Source organism: Desulfosporosinus sp. BICA1-9 (assembly GCF_000802135.1).
Genome location: NZ_JUEE01000162.1, coordinates 13,166 through 37,309 on the forward strand (window position 1 = coordinate 13,166; position 24,144 = coordinate 37,309).

Here is a 24,144-nt window from a genome sequence, read left to right on the forward strand (position 1 = left end):
TTCATTATAAGATTTAGAAAGACCTCCCTAATAGAGGTTTTTTCTCATTTTCTCCATTCCTTCCGAAACATTCATTTCACATTCATTTACGAAACTACAAAGACTAACAATCAATTATGAAGCATGATAAGAATACAGAAGTTCAAAGACCCAAAAGGAATGCGTGGGTACGGATATTTCGGGTAACGATGATTATCCGAAATTAGTTCGCATTATATGCCATATTTGGATTATATACGAAACAGGTTCGTATATCTATACTTTATATCCCCCATGTATAAGCCAATGGTACAGATAATGTCAGATCCATGAATGAAAACGACCTTTTCCGCTATGCTAAAGGATCCGGCTCTGCAATCCCTTGTAAAGGAAGCACTTAGTGAAAAATAATGATTCTGGGGATATGCAGAGATCAAATCAAATGGGCTTACATATGAATCTGATATCGTAAATGTTCTAAATAAAAGTGGCCGAGGATTCATTCCTCAGCCACTTTTATCTCTTTTGGAAGCCGGACGATGAATTCAGTCTCATGGCCGACTTTACTCTGTACGGTGATCGTACCTTGATGGAGGTCCGTAATCTGGCGGACCAGCGCCAGACCAATTCCGGTTCCCCCTGTCTCACGGGTCCGGGATTTGTCGGTACGGTAAAAACGCTCGAATATTAAAGGGAGGTCGTCTTCCGAAATTCCAATACCTGTGTTTCTAATCTTAATTTCAGCAAAATCCGGTATTTTTGTAAGCACGACTGTAATCTGACCGCCTGAGTTTGAGTACCGATAGGCATTATGCACCAGATTGTAGAAAAGCCGGGTCAGAAGGCGCTCGTCCCCGGACGTAGTCACGGATTCTTCCGGGGCGTTCCAATTGAGAGTTAATTCCTTTTCCTGGATGAGGGGATTGAGGCTGCGAATGATTTTTTCAAGAAGATGCTTTAAGTCCACAGGTTCAAGGTTTAGCTGTAACCCACCGATTTCTGCTACATTTAAGTCTTTTAGATCGCTGGACAAGTCTACTAATCGGTCAATCTCCTCATGAATGGAGGAGAGATTTTCTTGATTAGCTGGAAGGACGTTATCTTGGAAGGCTTCAATATAGCTTTTGATCGAGGTTAAGGGAGTACGCAGTTCGTGGGCGATATCGGCGGTAAACTGTTTGCGGAGGGTTTCTTGTCGATCCAAATTGTCGGCCATCATATTAAAAGCGTTCGCGAGTTGCCCTACCTCGTCTTTGGAGCGAAGGTCAACTCGTTCGTCAAGGTGCCCATGGCCAATACGATCAGCAGCTTTCGTTAATCGTTTGAGAGGAGCGACGAGTTGACGGCTTGTAAAGTAACTGAGAATAATCCCAAATAGAAGCGCCAATCCTCCAGCGAAGAGTAGAGAGCGAAAGACTGCGGATTGGAAGCGGACATCTTGGGGATTGAGAATCTGGGCGGTCGCTGGATAGCGGACATGGGCGATGGCTAAAGTCCCGAGGGGTCCTGTCACCGTAAGGTCTTTAGTTTTCCAATTTGTAGTGGAATAGGAGGACATACCCATACCCATACCCATGCCCATTCCGCTTTGTCCATGCATCATATCTTCCATGGTGTTGCTTAACGTGGCTATAAGCTTACCGTTTGGATCTGTCAAAGTAACAACGGTCCCCATTGGGAGGGAGTGAGCAACTTCATTCAAAGACGTAGGATTCCAAGTACCCTTGGTCTGATAAAGGGCACTCAGACGCAAGGGTAACTGCTCTAAGGTTGTTTCATTCGCCTGGGTTAAATAAACACTAAACTGTTGGTTGAAGACAAGTTTCACGGAAAGCATGCTGAAGGTTAGAGTAATTATCGCGATGATCAGGGTGGAAAGAAACAATTTTGTGCGCATTCTTATCCCCCCGCACTTGGATTGAACTTGTAGCCGATACCGTAAACGGTCATAATAATTTGTGGGTTGCTGGGAGTCGTTTCGATCTTTTGCCGAATCTTCTTAATATGGGCATCAATCACACGGTCATCTCCGTCAAAGTCGTGCCCTTGAACAATTTCTACCAATTGACCTCGAGATAACACCCGTCCAGGGTTTTTCGCTAAGGCTCCAAGGATCTTAAATTCGGTTGGAGTTAGCAAGATTTCCTGATCGTTAAGCCGGATTTCATGCTGGATGTTATCGATGGTGAGGCCATTATCATAGGAAATTACGTCGGCAAGGGGTGCAGTTTCGTTATTGGTCCGACGTAAAACAGCTCTGACGCGGGCAACCACTTCACGAGGGCTAAAAGGTTTTGTAATGTAATCATCTGCACCGATACTTAATCCTTGGATGCGGTCCTCTTCTTCGACTTTAGCGGTGAGCATGATAATAGGGACGGAGGATATTTTGCGGATTTCGCGGCAAATTTCTGTCCCAGACATACCAGGGAGCATTAAATCAAGGATAACCAGATCAAAAGGATTTTCTTTAAACATGGTTAAAGCGATTAGCCCGTTAATGGCCGTGCTTACCTGAAAGCCTTCCTGTTGAAGATAGGCTTTGAGAACGGTCGTAATTTTTTTTTCATCATCAACTAGTAATATCCTCATAGACAAATAAACTCCTCTCAGTCCCAAAACTTATCTAAGATCATTATATGAGGAAACAACTGACCTGGGCAATTCTGTCAATCAGCTGTATCCTTGTATTTATGCTAAACCAGTGCGTACAAGGAAGTATAAACCCAAAATGATGAGTAGGGCGCCGCTTAGATACGTAATAGTGTGGCCCCATTTTTGTAAGCGGGGTAAACTTTTTAAAACGGCTGTAAAGGTGCCCGCAATAATTAACGGTAGCCCGTGGCCAAGCCCATAGATGAAGAGCAACAAAGCCCCATACCAAAGGACACCTTGCCCCGCTACATAAGTCATCAAAACTGCTAAAACAGGAGTAGCACAGGGCGAAGCAACCAGACCGAATAATAAACCTACTCCAAACGATCCTAAAACTCCACCCTTTTTCTCTGGCATAGCCTTTAAACCCGGTAAATTGATATTGATAACCCCTATTAGCTGTAATCCCATCAAAATCGCAAATAGACCAATAATATAAAGCCATGTCGAGCCAATTTGGCCGAATACTTTACCTAATAACGATGCTACTATACCTAAAATAGCAAAGGTAACGGCCAAACCTAGGACAAAGGAAACGGACGTGATAAAACCTTTTGTTTTAGTAGGCTTTTCCAAGCCACCGATATATCCCAACATGACGGGTAACATCGACAAGATACAGGGACTCAGACTGGTCATTAATCCCCCTAAGAAAACAAGAGCCAAGATTAACAACCCGCCTTCATCCAAAGCATTCGGAATTGTTTCTTTGAAGAAGGATTCGTACCAGCTATTGTTTGGACTTCCGGAATTTATGGCGTTTTCTAAAGTAGCTTTACTTTGAGGACCAGTATCGTTGTATGTGATTTGCCCTTGTTGATCAATCACAAAAAAGGCAGGGATATAGTTGATGTCAAATTGCTGAGCAAGAACCTGTCCTTGCGGGTCATCAACATCTACTATAATAAAGTTTATATTATCGCTATATTTTTTCTCTAGAGCCAGCACCACGGGCTCCATGCTCCTACAGCTGGGTCACCATTTTGCATAAAACTCCAAGAAAATTGGTTTGCCAGATTTCTGCGCTTCTTCGAATGCAACTAACGATTGATTGGTTACCTGGAATTCGGAGGGGCCTGTAAATCTAGGGATAGCCAAAGCCATAATGGATAGGACTACAACCGTTAGTATCATAAGCATTTTTGTGTTTTTCTTCATACTTCACCTCTTCACTAGATATAGGAAAGTGCATCTAAGGGATCTAACTGAACAGCCCGCCTAGCCGGGAAAATAATACAGACAATCCCGATTAAGACAGAGGCGCTTACTGCAACCAGAGCCATCAAGGGATGAAATTGAAATGAAACGGCTTTTTGGAAAGCGATTGGACCGAGTAGAGTGGGAGCGATTTCACCTAAGAGATACCCGAGAACCCCTCCAGCAAGGCTAACCAAGGCAATTTCTCGAATTAGAATAGATAGAATATGGCGACGTCGAAAACCAATAGCTCGGAAGACACCGATTTCGGCAACGCGATCGTTAATGTTACCCATTGTCGTAACGAATACAATCAACACGCCAATAACGCCTAAGAGAGTGGAAGCTATTAGAGAGAAACTTGAAAAACGATCGACACTTTCTTTGGTACCCTGAACCAGTTGGGATATTTCAGCGACTTTGGCCTCAGGTAAAAGTTCATTCATGCGGGCTGCAGTTTTATCCGGTTCAGCCGTATTGAGTTCGATCATGGACCAGGAGTCTAGTCCGGTAATTATTCGTGACGTCGTAAAATTCGTGAACACTCCATTGTCTTCTGAGCCACCTGTTTCCTGCATCACTCCGACAACAGGGTATTTCTGGTAATTAAGTTCTAGAGTACTCCCAACCACCAGATTTTCTTGGCGTGCCAGATCAGAACCGATAATAACTTCTCGGTCACCAGGCGGAAGTCCTTCAATACGCCACCATGGTTTAATTTTTAGTTCGCTGGGAAAGTCGACTCCGATGATAAGATAACGTTTATTAATTCCAGCGACAGAACCAATTATTTTGGGCGCAATTTCTCGGATATTAAGATCTTGACTAGTTTGAATCGTAGTGAATACGTCGTAATCCAAATGTTTGATTTCGTAATCAACTCCAGGAACAGAGAGTCCTCCATAGCTGAGGGTAAAATGTTCAGATTTGGGGGTAATTACGACGTTAGCACCATATTCGGTTAAACTTTTTTGTAAATCGTCTTGCATGCTTTTAGCCAGCGTATTCAGCGTGACGGTTATGCCAATTACCAAGAGAAATGTTAGAAATAAAAAGGTCGTTTTACCTTTACGCCGGCGCAGGTTTTGGATAGCAATATCTGTTAAAGTCATGTTTCCCTCCTATATAAATGTCGAAAGTCGAAGCTTGAGGTTCCATGTTCGACTTCAAACTTCACGCTCCGAACTTCGCATATGTGTCCCGCGAATCGTATTTCGAAACACATTCGACCGCATCTGGCCTCTGTTTATCGGGCTCGAAGCACTACCTGATCTACGGTCGCTCATCGAAAACCTTACATCAAACCACGATCTGGCCTCAGGCTTCTGAACTCCGACCTCTGGTATCACATGTAGCGTAAGGATTCAGTTGGGTCAAGTCTAGCTGCTTTCCAAGCAGGATTAAGACTTGCTATTAGACTAATTAAAAGCGAGGCAAGTATTGCATAGGCGAGCAAATTAGATTGCCAAGGAATCGGAACTTGAGCCCTGACTAAAATAGATCCATACTGCACCGCGGCACCCATCCCAAGCAGGAAACCTAAAAGCCCTCCCAAACTCCCTAATAAGCCTGCCTCAGTTAGAATGATTTGGATGATGTGGCGTTTTCGGAAACCGATCGCTCTCAAGATACCGATTTCCCGGGTCCGTTCCTCAACAGAGGATTTCATAGTCATAGTTATGACGAGACTGCTGGCCAGGAAAAGTATTAAAGAAACAATTCTGGCAAATAAATTGAACCTATTGACTGTATCATCTCGGGATTCTAAAGTCGACTTAAGAGCAGTAACTTTGGTACCAGGTAGTTTGGCACTTAACTGCTGAGTTACTTCTTCGATCGGACAGGTATAACATAAAGCGGCAGTTTCTATGAGGCTGATAGCATTAGGGCGATTAGTCAGTTTTTGGAGTACAGCTAAGTCTATAAAAATAGCTTGGTCATTTTCCGTCGACCCTGTCGGTTGGATGATCCCTGCCACCGTAAAATCCTTTTCTTTGATCGTTATAGTTTGCTTAGGGCTAAGGCCTAGGGACTGAGCAACCTCGCTCCCTAAGATGACTTCGTTGGCTGATGGGATTTGGTTTTTGGCAAGACCATTCAGCTTCCACCATTTTTTAAGGTGCAATTCTTGCTCGAAGTCGACTCCCAGTAACAAAATAGTTTGTCCCTTGATTTTAGTATCGACTAAAAGTTTAGGTGCTATTGTAGCCAACGTTTCCTTATTTTTTATTGTTTTCATAAGCGGAATAAGGGACATGTCTAGTTCTTTGACCTGAGTTGGAGCTTCAACCGTTATCCCGCCAAAGGTCATAGCTTCACCGGTGTCAGGAAGGATGAGGATATTGGAACCAAATTGATCGAGTTTGTTGGCGACATCTTCTTTCATTGCTTGGGTTGTCGTATAGAGGAAAATAATCGAAGCTACCCCAATTACGACACTGAGAACCAATAAAGCAGAGCGCATTTTACGGCGGCGTAGGTTTTGAAGCGCAATATCTGTTAAACGCATATATCTTCCCTCCTTAGGACTCTAAAACCCCATCACGGATATAAACTGCGCGGGAGACCCATTCCAGGTTTTCTTGGTTATGAGTCACCATAATAATGGTTAAACCACCTTGGTTAAGGGATTGAAATAATTCCAACAGCTCCACTGCCGTTTTCGAATCTAGACTGCCTGTAGGCTCATCAGCAAAGATAATAGCTGGCTCATTAACGATCGCCCGAGCAATAGCGACTCGATTTTGTTCGCCGCCGGATAATTGATTCGGTAATCGTAGAGATTTGGCTCCTAAACCAACTTTATCGAGGACAGTTTGAGCCATATCTCGTTGTACTTTACCAGGGCGAGAGGTTATAGCCAGAGGGAGCATGACGTTTTCCAGGGCTGTAAGATAAGGAATTAATTGATATTGTTGGAAAACAAAGCCGACGTACTCGTGCCGAAAATCGGCTAACTGTTCAGGTGCTAAGGCGTAGACATCAATATCATCGATCATGAGTTTACCAGAGGTGGGCGGATTTAACCCGCCTAGAACACTTAGCAAGGTGCTTTTCCCGGAACCGGAAGGACCCATCAGGGCCAAGAATTCCCCTTCAGCAATATCTAAATTAATATTCTTTAGGGCTTCAACAACCCCGTCCCCACCTTTATAGGTCTTAGTGACCTCGTGAACCTTTATTAAAGACATAGAGCAATATTCCTCCTAAATCATAAGTTTATCCTACAAAGGATGGTCATTAATGAATAGAGTACCCATACTTGTTAGAATGAACGCACCCGTAAAACGAGTGCGTTCATTCTTATTCATTCAATGATCGGTAGTTTTCCGTAAACTAAACTCTAGGTTCCCATGCATCTAATACGGTTTGCGGAATCTCTAGATTATCCCCGTTTAAAGTGTAGGTCAATGCTTCCGGGGGATAGGTTTGACAACCACCACTTATTCCTTTGAGGGTCTGAAGGTCCCAGATCGTTCCACAGACATTACAAACTATTTGGTTACCTGTAATGTGAAAGGTTTCACCCTTACAAGGTTCACAAAAGCTGACTGCCATCATGACTTTTCCATCGGGTTGGATAAAGGCTGTCAATGGAATTCTCTTACCATTCGCTTTATACTCAGTCCAAATAAACTTTTTGTCTTTAATTGCACTTAGGGTCGTCACGATTGCCTTTCCGTTTTCAACTTTGCTTTCGACGACCGTTTGCTCAAGTTTATCATTTTGGCTATAATTCATGGTTTGTCCGATGTCCGCAGCTGCCTTGACAGAGGAACTAGTACTATCGCTTTTAGCAAATACAAAATAGGCACTTATCATTATTATTACTGTTACTAGACCAACTATACTGAAAAGCGCTGCGTTGCTCTTTTTGGGTTGGGTAAATTTCTGGTTTTTCTCCACACGGTTATTCAATGGAATTTCCTCCTTATAAAAGTTAATTTCGGAACAATAGATAGTATCGGAACCATAGTTCAGGTGAAGCTTAAGGCTTCACCTGATGTTTCTAAGAACTTGATTCAAAAGGAAGCGATAATTTATTATTATAGAGTTTTTCTTTAAGTTTTTAAAGATGAAAATCTTGGAGTCTTTTCAATCTTGCAATCGATCTGACCTCTGGCTTCCGAACTCTGCTCTCTGGTACTACATCCGCATTCCCATTCGCACTGTAAACGTAAGGAAATTCAGAATACCGAAGAGCAAGATGACAACTAAATACGGCATAGCAACTGATAAGGCTTTACTCGTACCATAGTTCTTTTTAGCAATCCGATAGGCAGTGTAAAGAGAACCAAGAGTTCCGGCAATGACTAAGACGTATTGCATTATTTGGATTATCGGGTCAGAAACAAAGTCGGTTGACCCCTCAAGATGAACTCCAAATAGCCCCATGAACGTGTAGTAGATTGATTTTCCTTCCGCCAATAGGTGGAACAAGTTGTGGGCCATGTGAGCTGCGAGGTCAAGCGGAATGACAGCATATCCAAAACGTGCGAAGGCAGTTCGCATAGTTTCACCATTGAAACGCTTAGATACTGCAGTAGCTGCGAAAAGTAGCAATACCGGAGTAGTCATAGCAATTATAAAGATAATCGTAAAGGCGATATCCTTACTAATACCCAATGTCAGCTCGGCCCACTTAAGGTAGGACTGGTAAAAGTCCAACATGGTAATATTCTGCACAAAAACAATCCCGACGATAACAATAGCTAAGAAAGACTCTTCGAAATGTGCCCTGGTCATAGACCAAAATTCACTGGTGGGTTTGCGGGATGTTAGTCGGATAGAATCGTGTGGGCAGCTTTTGATACAGTTCCCACAGAGATTACAGTTAGCATTGTTTTCCATAGCCATCGGAAATTCAAACATAGGACAGCCCGGTGTTTTAGTATTGCCCTTGTAACAATCTCTAGTAGTACAAGTTTTGCAGGTTTCTCTGTTGGCACGAAGCTCTAGCATACCGGCTCGGGAATAGTTACCGGACAAACTGCCGAGGAAACATAAATAACGGCACCAGGTACGGCGTTCAAAGAACATTGCGGTTACCATTACACCGCCTAAGATGAGTAACAAGAGGGCGCCGGATCCTCGGGGAGATTCCACTATCCCCCAGATGTGGTCAGACCAAGTTATAAAAATAAAGGTGATATCAATGATCCATAGTCCATATTTTCTTAGAAAATTCGGGACTTTTCGGTTGGCCCCAAAAAGCTTCTGTGTTAAATCACTCACCAAGCCAAAGGGGCAGACGCCGCACCAGAACCGTCCGAATAGAAAGAAGAAGAGAGGTAAGAGTGGCCACCAAAGAACCCAAGTTGCGGCAGTACCGAAGTTATCGTGGGCGCTTGTGGGTCCCGCTAAAGTTTCGACCATGATGACCGCGAAAACAAGCACAGCGAGCCATTGGAAAATACCTGGATACAGTGAACTTTGCAAAAACCTTTTGAGAGGTTTAAACTTAAGAAAGTTACTAGTTTGTGTGGATTTAGGTTGTTTTGATTGACTCATTTTTGAACCTCCTTCAAAGCATTTTGCTTACGTTTTAGGATTTGGGCAAAAATACCTGCCAGTACGACTGCTCCGCCAACACTTCCGATGAGGATCCAGTTCGGACCAGACTTGGTAACGGTAAGTGGCATAGTAACGGTGGTTTCCCCAAGAGTCGGAGAACTGATATGAATATCTTGGTTCCATTCCCCTTGTTTCGTTGGGGTGAGAGTGATTGAGTACATTCCTGGTTCCATGCTGTCGAGCTTTGCTTGTCCTTTGTGGGTAGTGTCTGAGTCCGCACTCATTCCGGACATGTTACTGTGTGAACTTTTATCCATGAGCATCAAATCGACATTCACGGATGCATCGAGGACAGGCTGTCCAGTAGCCTCGTTTTTTACGGTAATCATGATGTTAACAGGTTTATTCGGAGCGGGTTGCTCAGGTTCTACCTGTACACTCACTTGGAACTTGCCGTCCTTGGCAACGGTCACTTCGGATGAAGGAGAGTCACCGTGTGCAGCTTCAGAAGAAGGGTTGTCAGACATGTCCATATCAGACATGTTGTTGGATGGGGCAGGTTTTGAATCTGCTAATGCGGGAAGGGTAAAAACTAATAGTGAGAAAAGGGCTAATACTATAAAAGACAATAATTTCTTTTTCATTGAGCACACTCCTAAAAATTTATCCTGGATTAGGATATATGCAAAAGCTGTGCCAAGTTCGATATTCGATATTTATATTCGAGTTTAAACTACTTGAAATTCGAGTAAGCTCGTTTAAGCTTAAGCTGAACATCGAGAGTATGACGACTTAATGCTTTAAGAGTAGCGTCCAGAACGAATACTATTACCAAAGACGCAAATTCTGTTATTAGCACTATGGTGAAAAGATGCTAAAGTTTAAAAAAGAAAATTTACAATCGATAGTGATCAATGGCTTAAAGGGACCGAAAAAATATACTTTTAAAGGGTTTTAGGTTAAAAAACTGTGGGATTTCCCACACTATGCTGTGGGAAATCCCGCAATTGAGGAGAGTGACTATGCGAAGGGTTTTAATTGCAGATGATGAAGCGAATATGCGCTGGGTTTTAGAACGAGCATTAAGTAAAGCCGGCTATGATGTGGAGACAGCGGAGGACGGGCAACTCGCCTTAGAACGAGCCTTGGCAGAACGTCCGGATCTTGTCCTTTTGGATTTGAAAATGCCGAAGATGGATGGTCTAAGTCTTCTTAAGACGCTGAAAGAGCATTATCCGGATTTAATGATTGTCATGATGACTGCTCACGGAAGTACCGCAACGGCGGTCGAGGCCATGAAGGCCGGAGCCCACGATTATTTGATGAAACCCTTTGATATTGAAGAACTTCTCATTACTGTCGCTAAGGCCTTTGAAGTGGAAAGCCTGCGTGAGCAGGTGGATTACCTAAAGGGAGAGGTCCAAAGTGATGGGTGGCAACTAGTGGGAAACAGTGACGCGATGCAAGCAGTTAAACACTTAGTGGAGAGAGTCGCCAATACTCCTGCAACGGTGCTTATTCAAGGGGAATCGGGGACGGGAAAGGAATTAGTAGCCCATGCTATACATACCTTAAGTCCACGCGTTAATGGGCCATTTATTCGAGTGAATTGCGCTGCATTGACAGAGACCTTGCTGGAAAGCGAACTGTTTGGACATGAAAAAGGAGCTTTTACAGGAGCTCATGCTCGCAAGTCGGGTCGATTCGAGTTAGCTGATGATGGCACACTCTTTCTCGATGAGATCGGCGAACTGTCCTTTAATGTTCAAGCTAAGTTGTTAAGGGTTCTTCAAGAGCGGACGTTTGAGCGAGTCGGCGGTGAGAAAACGATCAAGGTGGACGTGCGGATTATTGCGGCGACGAACCGGGATTTACTAAAAGAAGCTCAGAAAGGGCGTTTTCGGGAGGATCTGTACTATCGTCTTAGTGTCTTTCCTATATCTATTCCTCCCTTACGGGAACGTCGGGAGGATATCCCTTATCTTGCTGAACATTTCTTAAAGAAACTAAAGTATGGGCAAGGCAAGACTCTTGGTCCAGGAGTCCTTACTCAACTTATGGCTTATGACTGGCCGGGAAACGTGCGTGAGCTGGAAAACGTGGTGGAACGCATGGCTATTATTTCCCAGGAGGCAGTAATCGGAGTGGACGGGTTGCTCGTTTATAACACCATCTCAAAAGAGGAAAAGAGCACCGGACTCTTTGTGCTACCTCGAGAGGGGGTTTCACTGGAAGAAATCGAGAAATCCTTTCTCCAGCAAGCCATGGAACAAACGGGAGGGAATCAAAGTCAGGCTGCCAAACGTTTAGGGCTTTCTAGACATGCCTTTTTATACCGTTTAGAGAAATACGGGATTGATCCTCACTGGGGGATTTGAAAGGAAGTAACCTTTTAGGACAAACAACATAAAATGGAGTAGGTAAGGTAGTATTATTACGTTCCTGTCCTTCTCATCTCTAATCTTATGGACCGAGTTAACGGTCACACGAAAGAGAGGGGTAATAATTATGCTTTTCCAAAGAAATTTTACAACTACCCTAGGTGCACAGACGGCTGCGTGTTGCCGTCCACCACATTGCGATCAACTGCCAGGAACACTATTGCGCGTTGCTATACCCCCAGGTGCAGTCATCAATCTCCTGAACCTAATCGAAGTTGCTTCACCTAGTGGGATATGTTTCATTGTACGCTTACCCTTCCTGGGTAACTGTTCAGCTAGCTAGACGAATGTTTAGTCACTATGGATGCAGTACAAGTAGCTTGTGAAACAGTGGCATTTCCGCGATGAAAAATGCGGCGGTCTCAGGAACCGCCGTGCTACTTAGCAAATTACTGTATGGTATAACAGAAGGAGGAGCATTATTGCTAAATAACGAACCCCCTGCCCAAAATCGTGCCCGGACTCTGTTTGACCTGATTGCTATAGGGCTTGTCGTGGCGATTCTGACAATTATTCACTATACGAATTATCATTACGAAGTGGATTATCACATTCTTCTGCAATTCGCCTATTATCTCCCGGTGATTTATGCGGCTATGCGTTTTGGACCTGCAGGAGGGATCATATCTAGTTTTGTCATCACGCTGCTTTTCCTACCGCTCATGACGCATTTTCAGCATACTATGACACCAGCCGCTAAGTATACACAATGGGTAGAAGTCGGCTTAATTAACGTCATCGGCTGGTTAACAGGCTTCTTGACTGAAGAGGAGCGGAAGGCCAAACGCAAATACCAGCGAGCTTTAACGGTTCAAAAAGAGTTGGTAGAGAAGTTAAAGCGAGAAGGGCAGGAACGCGAACGATTAGAGGGTGAGATTCGGCAAACGGAACGAGTAATTGCACTGGGGCATATGAGTGCCGGCTTAGCTCATGAAATACGCAACCCCTTAGGGATAATGAAAGTGAGCATCCAAATGCTCGCCCAGGAAAAAAGCGACGATGGGGTCGTTACGGAATACTGCCGGGTACTTCTGGAAGAGTGTGAACGGTTAAATCGCTTAATGAGCGAGTTCCTGACCTTTGCTCGTCCTAAAGAACTGGTACGAGAAAGAATTCCGGTAGGGAAACTCTTGGATGAAGAAGTTTCCTTGATCCAACCAACTCTGTGGCAAAAAAATATTGAATTAGAACAAGCTCGAAATTCTATTGACAGGCAAGAGGTTGAGGTGGACCCGGATCAGATGAAGCAAGTCATACTTAATATTTTACTTAATGCCATCGATGCTCAGGGGGAAGGTGGTGTGATTCATCTAGAGGGAGTTCAGCAGGATGGCTTGGTAGGCTTCGCTGTTAGTGACGAAGGACCTGGTATTTCTCCAGATGCCATGCCCTATATTTATGATCCGTTTTTTACGACGAAGGAAAAAGGGACTGGATTAGGGTTATCCGTCGTGCACCGCATCCTTGACCAGCATGGAGGGAAGATATCCGCAACAAATCGGAGTAAGCGTGGGGTTCGGGTGGAGATACTGTTGCCTTCCGTTTAAACATAAGGAATTGCCGATTAGCATAGCCCCACGGTCTTTACAAGGACCGCGGGGCTTTAAAACGTTTTTATTAATTCCAATCGATAGCCCAGTCTTTAAAAGGGGCAGAAGGTAGTAGAGCAATCTAAATTCAGAAAATTGGGGATAGGGATTGACAGTGCGTTCTGTAAAAGTTAAAATAATATTAGAAATGTAACCGTTTACATGTGGGTTTTATGTCCCAATAGTAAAGTACCAAAACTTTATGAAGTTAGCAAAAGTGGCCAATATAAAGCCTTTCTCCGAGGGAGTATGAAGCAGAACTATAGATATATACAAGCAGGATATAGAAACAGGGATATAAAAAATGTAACCGATTACAATGAACGGATAGAGGGTGTGCCGATTGGCGACGATTAGAGATGTTGCTCGTTTAGCGGGGGTGTCTGTGGCTACAGTCTCCCGAGTGATTAACAAAACGGACTCTGTAAATCCCGAAACTGCAGGACAAGTCCTGAAGGCGATTGAGCAACTGCAATATGAGCCCAATGCTGTAGCTCGGGGCCTAGCGGGCAAGAAGATGGGGATCATTGCCTTAATCTTGCCGGATATTTTGAATCCGTTTTTTCCTGCTTTGGCCCGCGGTGTCGAAGATGTAGCCCATAAGAAAGGCCTGACAGTTATCTTAGGCAACTCAGATGATCTAGGCTTAAAAGAAAGTTCTTATATCAAAGTCCTTAAGAAAAAGTACGTGGATGAGTGGATATTCGCCCAGTCTGATGGTTTCCGGGAACTTTGATATCGAGAGTGGTCGGAACGCTGTAGAACAGCTTCTAGCCCGTCATCCTGATCTGGATGGTATTTTTGCTGGAAATGATCTCATGGCGGTAGGAGCTCTCAAAGCTTTGCATGAACGAGGAATCCGAGTCCCAGAACAAGTCAAAGTCTGTGGGTTCGATGGAATTAGCTTGACAGAGATTACAGAACCGGAATTAACGACAGTTGCCCAGCCCGTCTATGAAATGGGAGCATTAGCTGCCCGGATTTTGCTGGACGAGATTGAGAGTGGGAGCCATGAGAATACGCTCATTGAGCTGGACGTCACGTTAATTCCCAGAAAATCGACCCAATAGGAGGAGACTTAAATGGATCAGCGACCCAAGATTGTCGTTATTGGTAGTTTAAATATGGATTTGGTCGTCAAAGCCGTGCGTGCTCCTAAACGCGGGGAAACGGTTCTCGGAGAAGAAATTCATTTCGTTCCCGGTGGCAAAGGTGCAAACCAAGCGGTGAGTTTAGCCCGTTTAGGTGCGGAGACAACCATGATTGGAGCGGTTGGGTCCGATGCGTTTGGAGTGGAACTCATGAAGGCCATACAAAAGGATGGCGTAAATACCTCGAGCATTAAGGTCCTCGATTCAGAAGCGACAGGTGTTGCCTCGATTCTCCTAGCAGAGGGGGATAACAGTATTGTGGTGGTTCCAGGAGCGAATGCCCAGTGTTTACCTGAGGATTTGGATCAGTATGAGGAAATAATTGCCGAAACAGATCTTGTGCTCTTACAATTAGAAATTCCGCTAGTGACCGTGGAGCATGCAATCAACTTGGCACGAAAGCACGGGAAGCTCGTGATGCTCAATCCTGCCCCAGCCCAAAGCCTTTCACGAGATCTGCTCAGCAAGGTTGATTATTTAACCCCCAATCGTTCCGAACTCGCCTTACTGACAAGGATGTCCGAAGAGTCTACGATTGCTCAAGGAATTGAGAACTTATTGGAGGTTGGAGTTTCGTGTTGTGTCACGACTCTGGGAGCTGAGGGAGTTGCTCTCATGGAAAAAGACGGCAGCTTGGTGGTAGTTGCAGGTCATAAGGTTCCTGTGGTGGATACTACGGGAGCGGGAGATGCCTTTAATGCGGGCTTGGCGTATGCTCTAGCCCAAAGGAAATCGATACGAGAAGCCACGGAATTTGCAGTTCAGGTTTCGGCCCTGGCCGTGACTAAATTTGGAGCTCAGGGCGGGATGCCAACGTTGGCTGAGGTAGAAGCGTATTTCAGGAGGGACGAAAATGAAGAAGATCGGCATCTTAAACAGTGAAATTTCCCGAGTAATTAGCGAGCTTGGGCATATGGATAGGATCGTCATAGCGGATGCAGGTTTACCCATTCCTCCTCATGTCAAAAGGATTGACTTGGCTTTAAAAGCAGGTGTCCCATCGTTCATTGAAACGGTGGAGACCGTTCTTCAGGAAATGTGTGTGGAAAAGGCTTATGTAGCGCAAGAAATGGGATCAGCAAGCGCTACCAAAAAGGAAGAGCTGGTCGCAGTGTTACCCGGTGTTCAGATTAAGGTCATTACTCATGAAGAGTTGAAAGCTTTAACTCTTCATGCTAAGGCTGTGATCCGCACGGGTGAGTTTACTCCCTTTGCCAATGTCGTCCTTGAGGCTGGCGTCATCTTCTAAAAATTCAAAGGAGGGATTCAGGTATGACTGAACTCTTGACAATGGAGGGCATCAATAAGAGCTTCAGTGGAGTCAAGGTGTTAGAAAATGTTCAATTTTCGCTCTGCCAAGGGGAAGTCCATGCCTTGATGGGAGAGAATGGCGCGGGTAAATCAACCCTGATGAAAATCCTTTCTGGGATTTATAGTAAGGATGCAGGATCAGTTCGAATTCACGGAACCGAGTCCTTGGCTTCTTCGCCTAGAACTGCCCAAGCTCTGGGAGTGGCGATCATCCATCAGGAACTTAACATGATCCCTGATCTATCCATCCAAGAAAATATGTTTTTAGGACGTGAATTTAAATGGGGTCGAACGGGCTTTGTTAACTGGCCCAAAATGCGCTCAGAAGCGAAGAGCTATTTACAGCAACTTGGGATGGATTTGAACTCAGATAGCCTAGTGGGGGGACTTTCAGTTGGACAGCAGCAAATGGTGGAAATTGCCAAAGCGCTTTCCATGCACGCCAAAATTCTGGTTCTAGACGAGCCGACGGCGGCATTGACCAAACGAGAAATCGAGAAACTCTTCCAGCTCATTGCGACCTTGAAAACCCAAGGGGTGGGAATGATCTATATTTCCCATCGTATGGAGGAAATTTTTCAAATCAGTGATCGGATTACTGTGTTACGGGATGGGCGTTATATAGGTACCCGAGATACAAACGTGACAACGATGGATGAGCTAGTGCAGATGATGGTTGGCAGGGAGATCAAAGAGCGTTTTCCTAAGGTAGACGCTAAAATTGGGGAAGAGCGTCTTCGTGTGGAAGGGCTAGCTCAAGAAGGAAAACTCTGTGATATTAACTTCAGTGTACGAGCTGGAGAAATCCTGGGAATTGCAGGTTTAATGGGTGCTGGACGATCAGAATTAGCCAAAGCGCTGTTTGGCGTAGGGAAGTATCAAGGAAAGATCTTCGTGAATGGTAAACCGGTGAAGATTACGAGCCCTGCTGAGGGAATTAAGGCCGGTCTGGCCTTGATTACGGAGGATCGGAAAGGGGAAGGCCTTGTCACTGATCTTTCGGTTCGAGAAAATCTAGCCTTACCTAACTTACGGTCCCTGTCGCGCTTTGGGTTTATCAGTCATCGGTCTGAACGGGAATTTGTGGACGAGAGCATTAAGAAATTGAACGTCAAAGTCCATCATTCTGGACAAGGGGTGAGCTCTTTAAGTGGGGGTAATCAGCAGAAAGTCGTGATTGGTAAGTGGCTGGCCACTCAGCCGAATGTTTTAATCCTAGATGAACCGACTCGAGGTGTGGATATCGGGGCAAAACGTGAAATCTATGATTTAATGAATCAGCTCGTTCAAAAAGGGGTGGCCATCATCATGATTTCCTCAGAACTTCCAGAGGTCCTCGGAATGAGCGATCGAGTACTCGTCATGAAGGACGAATCACTGGAGAATTCACACGCGAAAACGCGACTCAGGAAACGATTATGATGGCGGCTACAGGAGGGAAAAGTCATGGGAAAAGTCATGGATAAAAGTGGAATTCTGCAGCGTATGGGACCCCTTGTGGGTTTGATTCTCATCGTTTTCATCTTATCAATTATCAATTCAGACTTTATGACCGTGGGTAATATTTTCAATGTACTCCGGCAGGTTTCGATTAATGCCTTGATTGCCTACGGAATGACCTTTGTCATTCTGACGGGAGGGATCGACCTCTCTGTCGGTTCGATCATCGCCCTTTCCAGTGCCTTTGCTGCAGGGATGATGGCTACAGGCGGGAACTCCTGGCTGGCCATTGGGGTAGCCGTACTGTCTGGGACTTTGATGGGAACCATAAACGGGGTTGTCATTGCTCGTGGAAAAGTCGCACCGTTTATTGCCACGCTGGCGACCATGACGATTTTCCGCGGCTTAACCTTGGTTTATACAGAAGGTAAACCGATCACCGGACTCCCAGACTCTTTTGGCATGATTGGACGAGGGTACCTCTTCCAAATTCCGATGCCCGTGATCTGGATGTTAGTTGCCTTTGGGGTACTCTATGTCATTTTGAAATTCACATCCTTTGGACGCCACGTTTTCGCCTTGGGAGGAAACGAGGAAGCAACTCGTCTTTCTGGAATTAATACGAATCGAGTCAAAATCCTTGTTTACAGTATGAGCGGTTTGATGGCTTCTTTGAGTGGGATTATCCTGACTTCGCGCTTGAATTCCGCTCAACCGACGGCAGGAGCATCGTATGAACTTGATGCGATTGCGGCCGTAGTCTTAGGGGGCACGAGTCTCACGGGAGGTAAAGGGTGGATTGTGGGTACCTTAATAGGGGCCATGATTATAGGGATTCTCGATAACGGCTTAAATCTCTTGAATGTCTCATCTTTTTACCAACAGGTCGTCAAAGGCGGGGTCATTCTGCTGGCGGTTCTGCTGGATCGGTCGAAAGGGAAATAGCAGAAGGGTAAAATTGCGGATTTCCAACTGAATGGAGCGACGGTTTCGTCAGTTGTGGAATATAGGTTCTCTTAGAGGGGGAGGATGCACAGGCTTAGAAACGGTCCTTGAAGTCTATAGTTTAGAATCATTGTTACCATTCTTTAAAACATGGTGGCTAGACCACCCTAATAGAAAGGAAGAGGAAAAAATGAAACGAAAGAATAGTCTATGGATGATGATCCTCGTAGTTCTTATGTCCATTAGTTTGATTGGTTGTGGAACGACTGAATCCAAATTAGAGAATAAAGAAGCACCTAAACCGGCAGATAAGGTAACGATTGGTTTTTCGATCTCAACGTTGAACAACCCCTTCTTTGTAACCCTCAAAGAAGGTGCTGAAAAAGCAGCTAAGGACGCTGGCGCAGATCTGATAGTTCTAGATGCTCGTGATAATACCGCTAAGCAAATCAGCGATATTGAAGATTTGATTCAGAAAAAAGTCAGTGTGATTCTGATTAACCCAACCGACAGTGCAGCGGTTGTATCAGCCGTCGAATCGGCTAACAAAGCCAACATCCCTGTGATCACGGTTGACCGAGCTTCCAATGGCGGCAAAGTGGTTTCCCATATCGCCTCTGATAACGTCAAAGGTGGCAGCATGGCGGCTGATTATATCCTAAAAACCTTAGGCGATAAAGGAAACCTTGTCGAGTTACAAGGGATTGCCGGAACATCAGCAGCACGTGACCGGGGTCAAGGTTTCCATAATGTTGTGGATGGCAAAGCTGGAGTGAAAGTCGTAGCTTCTCAACCTGCCGATTTCGATCGTGCAAAAGGATTAAAAGTTATGGAAAACATCCTTCAAGGAAATAAAGACATCCAAGCTGTATTCGCCCATAACGATGAAATGGCTCTAGGAGCTCTCAGTGCCATTCAAGCAGCGGGTAAAAGTGACATCATGATGGTCGGTTTCGATGCTACTGATGACGCTGTGAAAGCTGTTAAAGACGGAAAAATGGCAGCCACAGTCGCTCAGAAACCTGATCTGATTGGTAAAACTTCGTTAGAGATCGCCCTGAAAGTAGCTAAAGGGGAGAAAGTCGACGCGAGTATCCCAGTTGAGTTAGAGTTGGTTACGAAGTAATCGGGAACAAGAACAAGTATACGAACTAGAGAAGAGGTTGGAGCAAATGCTTCAACCTCTTTTCTTATAAATGGGAAATAAACTCAGCAGATAACTGCGATACAAGGGAAGGAGTAGTTCTATTCGATCGGGAAAGACTACCCGCACTTGAGTTTGGTATGTATCTTGATAAAGGGAAGAGTTTGTCGTGAAGAGGAGAGATTACTTGACAGCTATCAGCCATTAATGACTGCTCTGTTAAAAAAAATTATAAACTACTTCATTTAAGTGGGTTTAAGACAAAACCAACTTTATTTTATATTGCCAGCCATGGGAGTTGTCTTATGAGGTAAGAGTCCTCGATGGTAAAGGTAGCATTAGACTGTAGCATAAAGCAAGGATATCCGTCGCGAGGTGGAATCTGAAGGTAGGCAGCGTCAAATCCCCGGTCTGAGGACCACTGACCAAGTTGATAAGCCGAGAGGAGCTTACGTTCATCTATATAATCATGAAATTGTCAAGACTTTTTTACGCCGTCATATCATGCACTCGATGTCTTTTCCTCGCCCATCTTTCCTTGACATCATTGACAAAACAGTTTTAAATATACATAGCCATAAGGTGGCACAGGATTAAGAAGAAATGGTGGGATAACATTGGTAAAGTCTGAAGAAATAATCGGGACCCGAGATAGAATAATTTATGCTGCTTTAACTCTATTTTCTCAAAATGGATTTAGTGCTACCTCCGTCAGACAGATTGCGCAGGAAGTTGGTATTCGTGAAAGCTCTATATATAACCATTTTAGTAGTAAGGATGAAATTCTTAAGGAAGTACTGTCCAGCTTCGGATTCGGTTTTGTAAAGACAATATTAGAAAAAGATTATTTAAAAGGGGAAATCAAAGATCCCCATGCCTTGTTATCCTCAATTATTGACGACATCAGCCAGATCCCGACCTGTTTCTTAGGGTCGTAGAGAAGCGCGAGGACGAAATTATTGTCAACGGGCCAAGGCTCACACCATCAGTGCTCCAGTGCAGCTTTGCTTAACTTCATTCTAATACCCTTGCTGGCTATGGGGATCAAAGGAGGCTTGATCCGATAGGGTTCTTTGATGATTATGCTATGGAACATGTTAATCATTTATGACGAACTATGCTTAGGAAAAATCATTGACGAATCAAGAGCCAGATATAAAGCATCAACCAATTAATACCCCGTCAAACTCTACAGTATAAGCTGAAAATGTTTAACTTATCATCCCCTGCTAATCGCCAATGAACATCATGGAATCCAATGGGATCACCAAAGGGTCAATGGTTCACTGAGTAATATCGGTGGAAAGATGCACAAACCAGTAGGTCAATTGCATTAAAATTGACCTACTGGTTTCATTTTTTTCTATGTGTCTTTTTGATTGCTGTTTACATAGAAGGAGAATTGACACAATAATGCAATCCGTAGTAGTGTTATCACAAACGTAAAGAAAGTAAAAATAGAATAGTGAGGGGATCAATATGATTTTAGGAAAAAGTATTGAACTATGGCAGCAGGAGTATCCATTGCTAACTGAAATGATCAATACTAAGGAAGTATTCTGGACAAATCCGAACTATCAAGCATATACCGATGCCATTTCAAAGATTCCTTTAACTGAAGAGGATTTATTGGATGCGGAGGAACGACTAAAAAGATTTGCACCTTACATAGCAAAAGCATTTCCGGAAACAAACGAAAGAAACGGGATTATAGAGTCGCCTACAATCAGAATTCCTCGAATGAAAGAGCATATGGAGGAAATGTTTAACCAAAAAATAATATGTAAAAACTTGTTGCTAAAGTGTGACAGTCATCTCCCTATTTCTGGGTCAATCAAGGCAAGAGGCGGAATTTATGAGGTGCTTAAGCATGCGGAAGATTTAGCTTTCGAATTTGGAATGCTTACCAGGGAAGATGATTATTCAATTTTAGACAGCGATAAATTTAAAGAGCTCTTTTCTCACTATTCGATTGTAGTTGGTTCAACAGGAAATTTGGGATTAAGTATTGGCATAATGAGTGCTAAACTCGGGTTCAACGTAACTGTACACATGTCGGCAGATGCCAAGCAATGGAAAAAAGACCTTCTCGGAAGTATTGGGGTCACTGTGATTGAATATCTGTCGGACTACAGCAAAGCAGTAGAAGAAGGTAGAAAACAGGCCAAGAAAGACCCTAATAGCTATTTTGTAGATGACGAGAATTCTAAATATTTATTCCTAGGATATGCAGTTGCAGCACTTAGATTAAAAGATCAGCTTCAAGAGTTAAATGTTACTGTGGATGAAAACCACCCGTTATTTGTATACCTGCCCTGTGGTGTCGGAGGAGGACCCGGCGGAGTGGCGTTTGGACTAAAACAAATTTATAAGGATCATGTGCATTGCTTCTTTGCTGAGCCCACTCATTCACCTTGTATGTTGATTGGATGCATGATCGGGGAACACGATAAAGTAAGTGTACAGGATTTTGGAATTGACAACATCACTGCTGCGGATGGACTAGCCGTGGGCAGAGCGTCAAGATTTGTTGGAAAAACAATGGAAAATTTGTTAAGTGGCATTTACACTGTAAACGACAATACGTTATATAGGCTGTTAAGCGCTCTGGCAGATACAGAAGACATATACGTTGAACCTTCAGCACTGGCAGGTGCCCCAGGGGTATTTAAGTTGTTTATGACGGAAGCAGGGCAAAGATATCTAGAAAATCAAGGTTTAAAAGGCAAAATGCTGAATGCTTCCCATATTGTATGGGCAACTGGCGGCAACATGGTGCCGGAAGCAGAAATGAATCAATACTACCGAAAAGGTCTAGTACTGTGATTTGAGGTTATTTTTGCTATGTTTAGAGAGAATACATTGCATAGACAAGAGAAATTATTTATTAATTTGAGTGCAATGGACCCCCGCTATAAAAAGAGACTGTGTAGTCATGAACAATGGAGAAAATGAGTCTTTCTTACAGAAAAGAGATAAGATTGGGCTTTGGAGCTATTTTGGAAAAAAGGCATAAAATAGGTAAACATAAAACAAAAAACCTGAAAGTTAACTTCAGGTTTTTTGTTTTATGTTTATAATTATCTTAATTTTACTAATTGACTTAAAGCAAACTTCATGATTTATACTTTATAAAAGGATAGTTAGGATTTTCAATAAGAGGACTGGAATAATCTGGGTGGCATCTACGGCCGTAAAGTAGGGAACCAGGAGGCTCCTAGGTTTATTAATGTAGGTGCAGCTTCCAATGAAGAGGCGGAAGCTATGAGTTGTGGATAAAAATACAAAGTAAATGGGAGATTAATAAATGTTTGATATTTTAATTAAGAACCCTTTAATTTCAACGGTTACAGCATTTTTAAAATAACTATATAACAATAAAAAATACAAGGAGGTTCCCCCCATGATAGTCGAAACCACCCTTTACGTCCTCTCCGCCGTCGCAGTGACAGCCGGTGTCGCCGCCGGTGTGCTCAAAGTCAGCCGTAACAAGATCAAGCGCGAACTGAAAATCGACACACCGAACGGCATCCAGATTAGCGAAAAGGTCATGATCGGTGGCATCCCGCAGTGGATTCAGATCCGCGGCGAAGACCGCGGCAATCCGATCCTGTTCTTCCTCCACGGCGGGCCGGGCGGTGATCAATCTGACACATTTCTACCAGAAGGAATGGGAAAAGCATTTCACCGTCGTCAACTGGGACCAGCGCGCCTCCGGCAAAACGCGGTTCGAGTCGGATGCGGAGGAAGTGAAGAAGACCATTACGATGGAGCGCATGATCGAAGACGCATGCGAGGTCGCGAAATACATTCGCAAGCGCATCGGGCAGGATCGCATCGTTGTCCTCGGCCAGAGCTGGGGCAGCGCGCTCGGCTCGCAGCTCGTGTTGAAATACCCGGAGCTCTTCTCCGCGTTTATCGGCACCGGACAGGTCGTCGACACCACAAAGAATTTTCAGCTCGGCTATGAGCGCGCGCTGGCCATGTCCGAGGCGGCCGGTGATGAGGCGATGAACAAGAATCTCATCAAGGTCAAGCAACTCGAACGCGAGGGCAAGATCTCCTTCCACGACAAGGAGTTTCAGAAGGTCTACATCTCCGCAATTACGAAATACGGCATTGCCTCGTTCAAGTTCCGCAACCGCGTAAAGGCTATGCTTTTGTTTCTGCGCATCATGCTCACCTCGCCGGAAAACACGGTGTGTGAGGTGCTGCAGCGCAGATTCGGCAAAAAGAACACCGTCAATCTGTTCCTCGATTTCTGCAAGAGCCCTGAGTTTGATAAGTGGAGGCTGGACGAGCTCGGCACGGAGTTCGCCGTCCCTTATTATCAGATTAACGGCGACAACGACTGGCAGACGCCCTATCCGCTGGCACGGGAGTATTACGACCGCGTCGAAGCGCCAAAGAAGTGCTGGTATACGTTGAATGATGCCGGACATGCGGTGCAGTTCGACAACCTAACCGACTTCACACGGTATCTGATAGAGATCCGCGCCGAGCTCTTCGGTCAAGATAACCTCATCGGCAAGCTGGGGATGCATCAAGAGGATACCAGGTTGGGCTTGTTGACAAACTGAATAAAAAGGTACATGCTGAATCATAGTGTTCCGAGTATTTAAAACTCCAGAACACTCTTTTTTTGTGCTATTTGTCAACAAGCCCGGTTAGCTATCCTCTTTAAATTTACTGCCAATGCAGTTAGCTTTGCTTGTATTACTCCGTCCCTGTGACATGCAAATTCGGGTATTGTTAATAATGTCTGGAAATGATAAAAT

Annotated in this window: 22 protein-coding genes and 1 pseudogene; 13 read left to right on the plus strand and 10 right to left on the minus strand. The window is 44.3% G+C overall.

Annotated features, from left to right (window positions below):
- Nucleotides 1–478 precede the first annotated feature (478 nt).
- From JL57_RS20485 to JL57_RS20530, 9 genes are all read right to left on the minus strand, one after another.
- Nucleotides 479–1,876: a cell wall metabolism sensor histidine kinase WalK gene (locus JL57_RS20485; protein ID WP_034143828.1), complete on the minus strand. Its 1,398-nt coding sequence runs from the start codon at nt 1,874–1,876 to the stop codon at nt 479–481.
- A gap of 2 nt (nt 1,877–1,878) precedes the next feature.
- Nucleotides 1,879–2,571, minus strand: a complete 693-nt coding sequence (locus JL57_RS20490; RefSeq protein ID WP_034143829.1) for a response regulator transcription factor — start codon at nt 2,569–2,571, stop codon at nt 1,879–1,881.
- A gap of 99 nt (nt 2,572–2,670) precedes the next feature.
- The gene (locus JL57_RS20495; RefSeq protein ID WP_366557063.1) at nt 2,671–3,792 is read right to left on the minus strand and encodes a cytochrome c biogenesis protein; all 1,122 of its coding nucleotides are present in this window, start codon (nt 3,790–3,792) and stop codon (nt 2,671–2,673) included.
- A 14-nt stretch (nt 3,793–3,806) separates the two neighbouring features.
- Nucleotides 3,807–4,943: an FtsX-like permease family protein gene (locus JL57_RS20505; protein WP_034143832.1), complete on the minus strand. Its 1,137-nt coding sequence runs from the start codon at nt 4,941–4,943 to the stop codon at nt 3,807–3,809.
- Nucleotides 4,944–5,176: 233 nt separating this feature from the next.
- Entirely contained in the window at nt 5,177–6,340 is a 1,164-nt protein-coding gene (locus JL57_RS20510; RefSeq protein WP_034143833.1) for an FtsX-like permease family protein, read from the minus strand.
- Nucleotides 6,341–6,353: 13 nt separating this feature from the next.
- Nucleotides 6,354–7,022 carry an ABC transporter ATP-binding protein gene (locus tag JL57_RS20515; protein WP_034143834.1) on the minus strand — a complete coding sequence of 223 codons (669 nt, stop codon included), beginning with the start codon at nt 7,020–7,022 and terminating at the stop codon, nt 6,354–6,356.
- 145 nt (nt 7,023–7,167) lie between these two features.
- Nucleotides 7,168–7,749, minus strand: a complete 582-nt coding sequence (locus JL57_RS20520; protein ID WP_034143835.1) for a DUF2318 domain-containing protein — start codon at nt 7,747–7,749, stop codon at nt 7,168–7,170.
- A 228-nt stretch (nt 7,750–7,977) separates the two neighbouring features.
- Nucleotides 7,978–9,342: a 4Fe-4S binding protein gene (locus tag JL57_RS20525; protein ID WP_034143836.1), complete on the minus strand. Its 1,365-nt coding sequence runs from the start codon at nt 9,340–9,342 to the stop codon at nt 7,978–7,980.
- The gene (locus tag JL57_RS20530; RefSeq protein WP_034143837.1) at nt 9,339–9,989 is read right to left on the minus strand and encodes a FixH family protein; all 651 of its coding nucleotides are present in this window, start codon (nt 9,987–9,989) and stop codon (nt 9,339–9,341) included. The genes JL57_RS20525 and JL57_RS20530 overlap by 4 nt, the downstream gene beginning before the upstream one ends.
- A gap of 378 nt (nt 9,990–10,367) precedes the next feature.
- On the opposite strand from JL57_RS20530, the gene JL57_RS20535 reads away from it, so the two are divergent.
- The 12 genes and pseudogenes from JL57_RS20535 (at nt 10,368) to JL57_RS20580 (ending at nt 22,192) form a co-directional block, all read left to right on the plus strand.
- A complete protein-coding gene (locus tag JL57_RS20535; RefSeq protein ID WP_034143838.1) occupies nt 10,368–11,723 on the plus strand; it encodes a sigma-54 dependent transcriptional regulator in 1,356 nt (451 codons plus the stop codon).
- Nucleotides 11,724–11,853: 130 nt separating this feature from the next.
- Nucleotides 11,854–12,069, plus strand: coding sequence for a hypothetical protein (locus JL57_RS35040; RefSeq protein ID WP_291300350.1), 216 nt, complete (start codon nt 11,854–11,856; stop codon nt 12,067–12,069).
- 139 nt (nt 12,070–12,208) lie between these two features.
- The gene (locus tag JL57_RS20540) at nt 12,209–13,333 is read left to right on the plus strand and encodes an ATP-binding protein (protein WP_034143839.1); all 1,125 of its coding nucleotides are present in this window, start codon (nt 12,209–12,211) and stop codon (nt 13,331–13,333) included.
- Between the two features lie 385 nt (nt 13,334–13,718).
- The gene (locus JL57_RS35045) at nt 13,719–14,111 is read left to right on the plus strand and encodes a LacI family DNA-binding transcriptional regulator (protein WP_291300351.1); all 393 of its coding nucleotides are present in this window, start codon (nt 13,719–13,721) and stop codon (nt 14,109–14,111) included.
- Complete coding sequence (locus JL57_RS35050; RefSeq protein ID WP_291300352.1) at nt 14,092–14,445, plus strand: LacI family DNA-binding transcriptional regulator; 354 nt, start codon at nt 14,092–14,094, stop codon at nt 14,443–14,445. Before JL57_RS35045 ends, JL57_RS35050 begins: the two co-directional genes overlap by 20 nt.
- Nucleotides 14,446–14,457: 12 nt before the next feature.
- Nucleotides 14,458–15,408, plus strand: a complete 951-nt coding sequence (gene rbsK, locus JL57_RS20550) for a ribokinase (RefSeq protein WP_034143840.1) — start codon at nt 14,458–14,460, stop codon at nt 15,406–15,408.
- The gene (gene rbsD, locus JL57_RS20555) at nt 15,380–15,775 is read left to right on the plus strand and encodes a D-ribose pyranase (protein WP_034143841.1); all 396 of its coding nucleotides are present in this window, start codon (nt 15,380–15,382) and stop codon (nt 15,773–15,775) included. Before rbsK ends, rbsD begins: the two co-directional genes overlap by 29 nt.
- 23 nt (nt 15,776–15,798) lie before the next feature.
- Nucleotides 15,799–17,303, plus strand: a pseudogene (locus JL57_RS20560) (sugar ABC transporter ATP-binding protein).
- Entirely contained in the window at nt 17,284–18,222 is a 939-nt protein-coding gene (gene rbsC / locus JL57_RS20565; protein WP_034143842.1) for an ABC transporter permease subunit, read from the plus strand. The pseudogene JL57_RS20560 and the gene rbsC overlap by 20 nt, the downstream one beginning before the upstream one ends.
- A gap of 190 nt (nt 18,223–18,412) precedes the next feature.
- Nucleotides 18,413–19,348 carry a ribose ABC transporter substrate-binding protein RbsB gene (gene rbsB, locus JL57_RS20570; protein ID WP_291300353.1) on the plus strand — a complete coding sequence of 312 codons (936 nt, stop codon included), beginning with the start codon at nt 18,413–18,415 and terminating at the stop codon, nt 19,346–19,348.
- 635 nt (nt 19,349–19,983) lie between these two features.
- Entirely contained in the window at nt 19,984–20,304 is a 321-nt protein-coding gene (locus JL57_RS20575) for a TetR/AcrR family transcriptional regulator (RefSeq protein ID WP_291300354.1), read from the plus strand.
- A gap of 541 nt (nt 20,305–20,845) precedes the next feature.
- Nucleotides 20,846–22,192: a D-serine ammonia-lyase gene (locus JL57_RS20580; protein ID WP_034143843.1), complete on the plus strand. Its 1,347-nt coding sequence runs from the start codon at nt 20,846–20,848 to the stop codon at nt 22,190–22,192.
- Nucleotides 22,193–22,733: 541 nt separating this feature from the next.
- On the opposite strand, the gene JL57_RS20585 is transcribed toward JL57_RS20580, so the two are convergent.
- Nucleotides 22,734–23,012 (minus strand): hypothetical protein, encoded by a 279-nt coding sequence (locus tag JL57_RS20585; RefSeq protein WP_291300355.1) that lies wholly within the window; start codon nt 23,010–23,012, stop codon nt 22,734–22,736.
- Between JL57_RS20585 and JL57_RS20590 the strand changes: the two genes are divergently transcribed.
- Nucleotides 23,005–23,946 carry an alpha/beta fold hydrolase gene (locus tag JL57_RS20590; protein ID WP_034143845.1) on the plus strand — a complete coding sequence of 314 codons (942 nt, stop codon included), beginning with the start codon at nt 23,005–23,007 and terminating at the stop codon, nt 23,944–23,946. The two genes, JL57_RS20585 and JL57_RS20590, sit on opposite strands and share 8 nt — an antisense overlap.
- Nucleotides 23,947–24,144 lie beyond the last annotated feature (198 nt).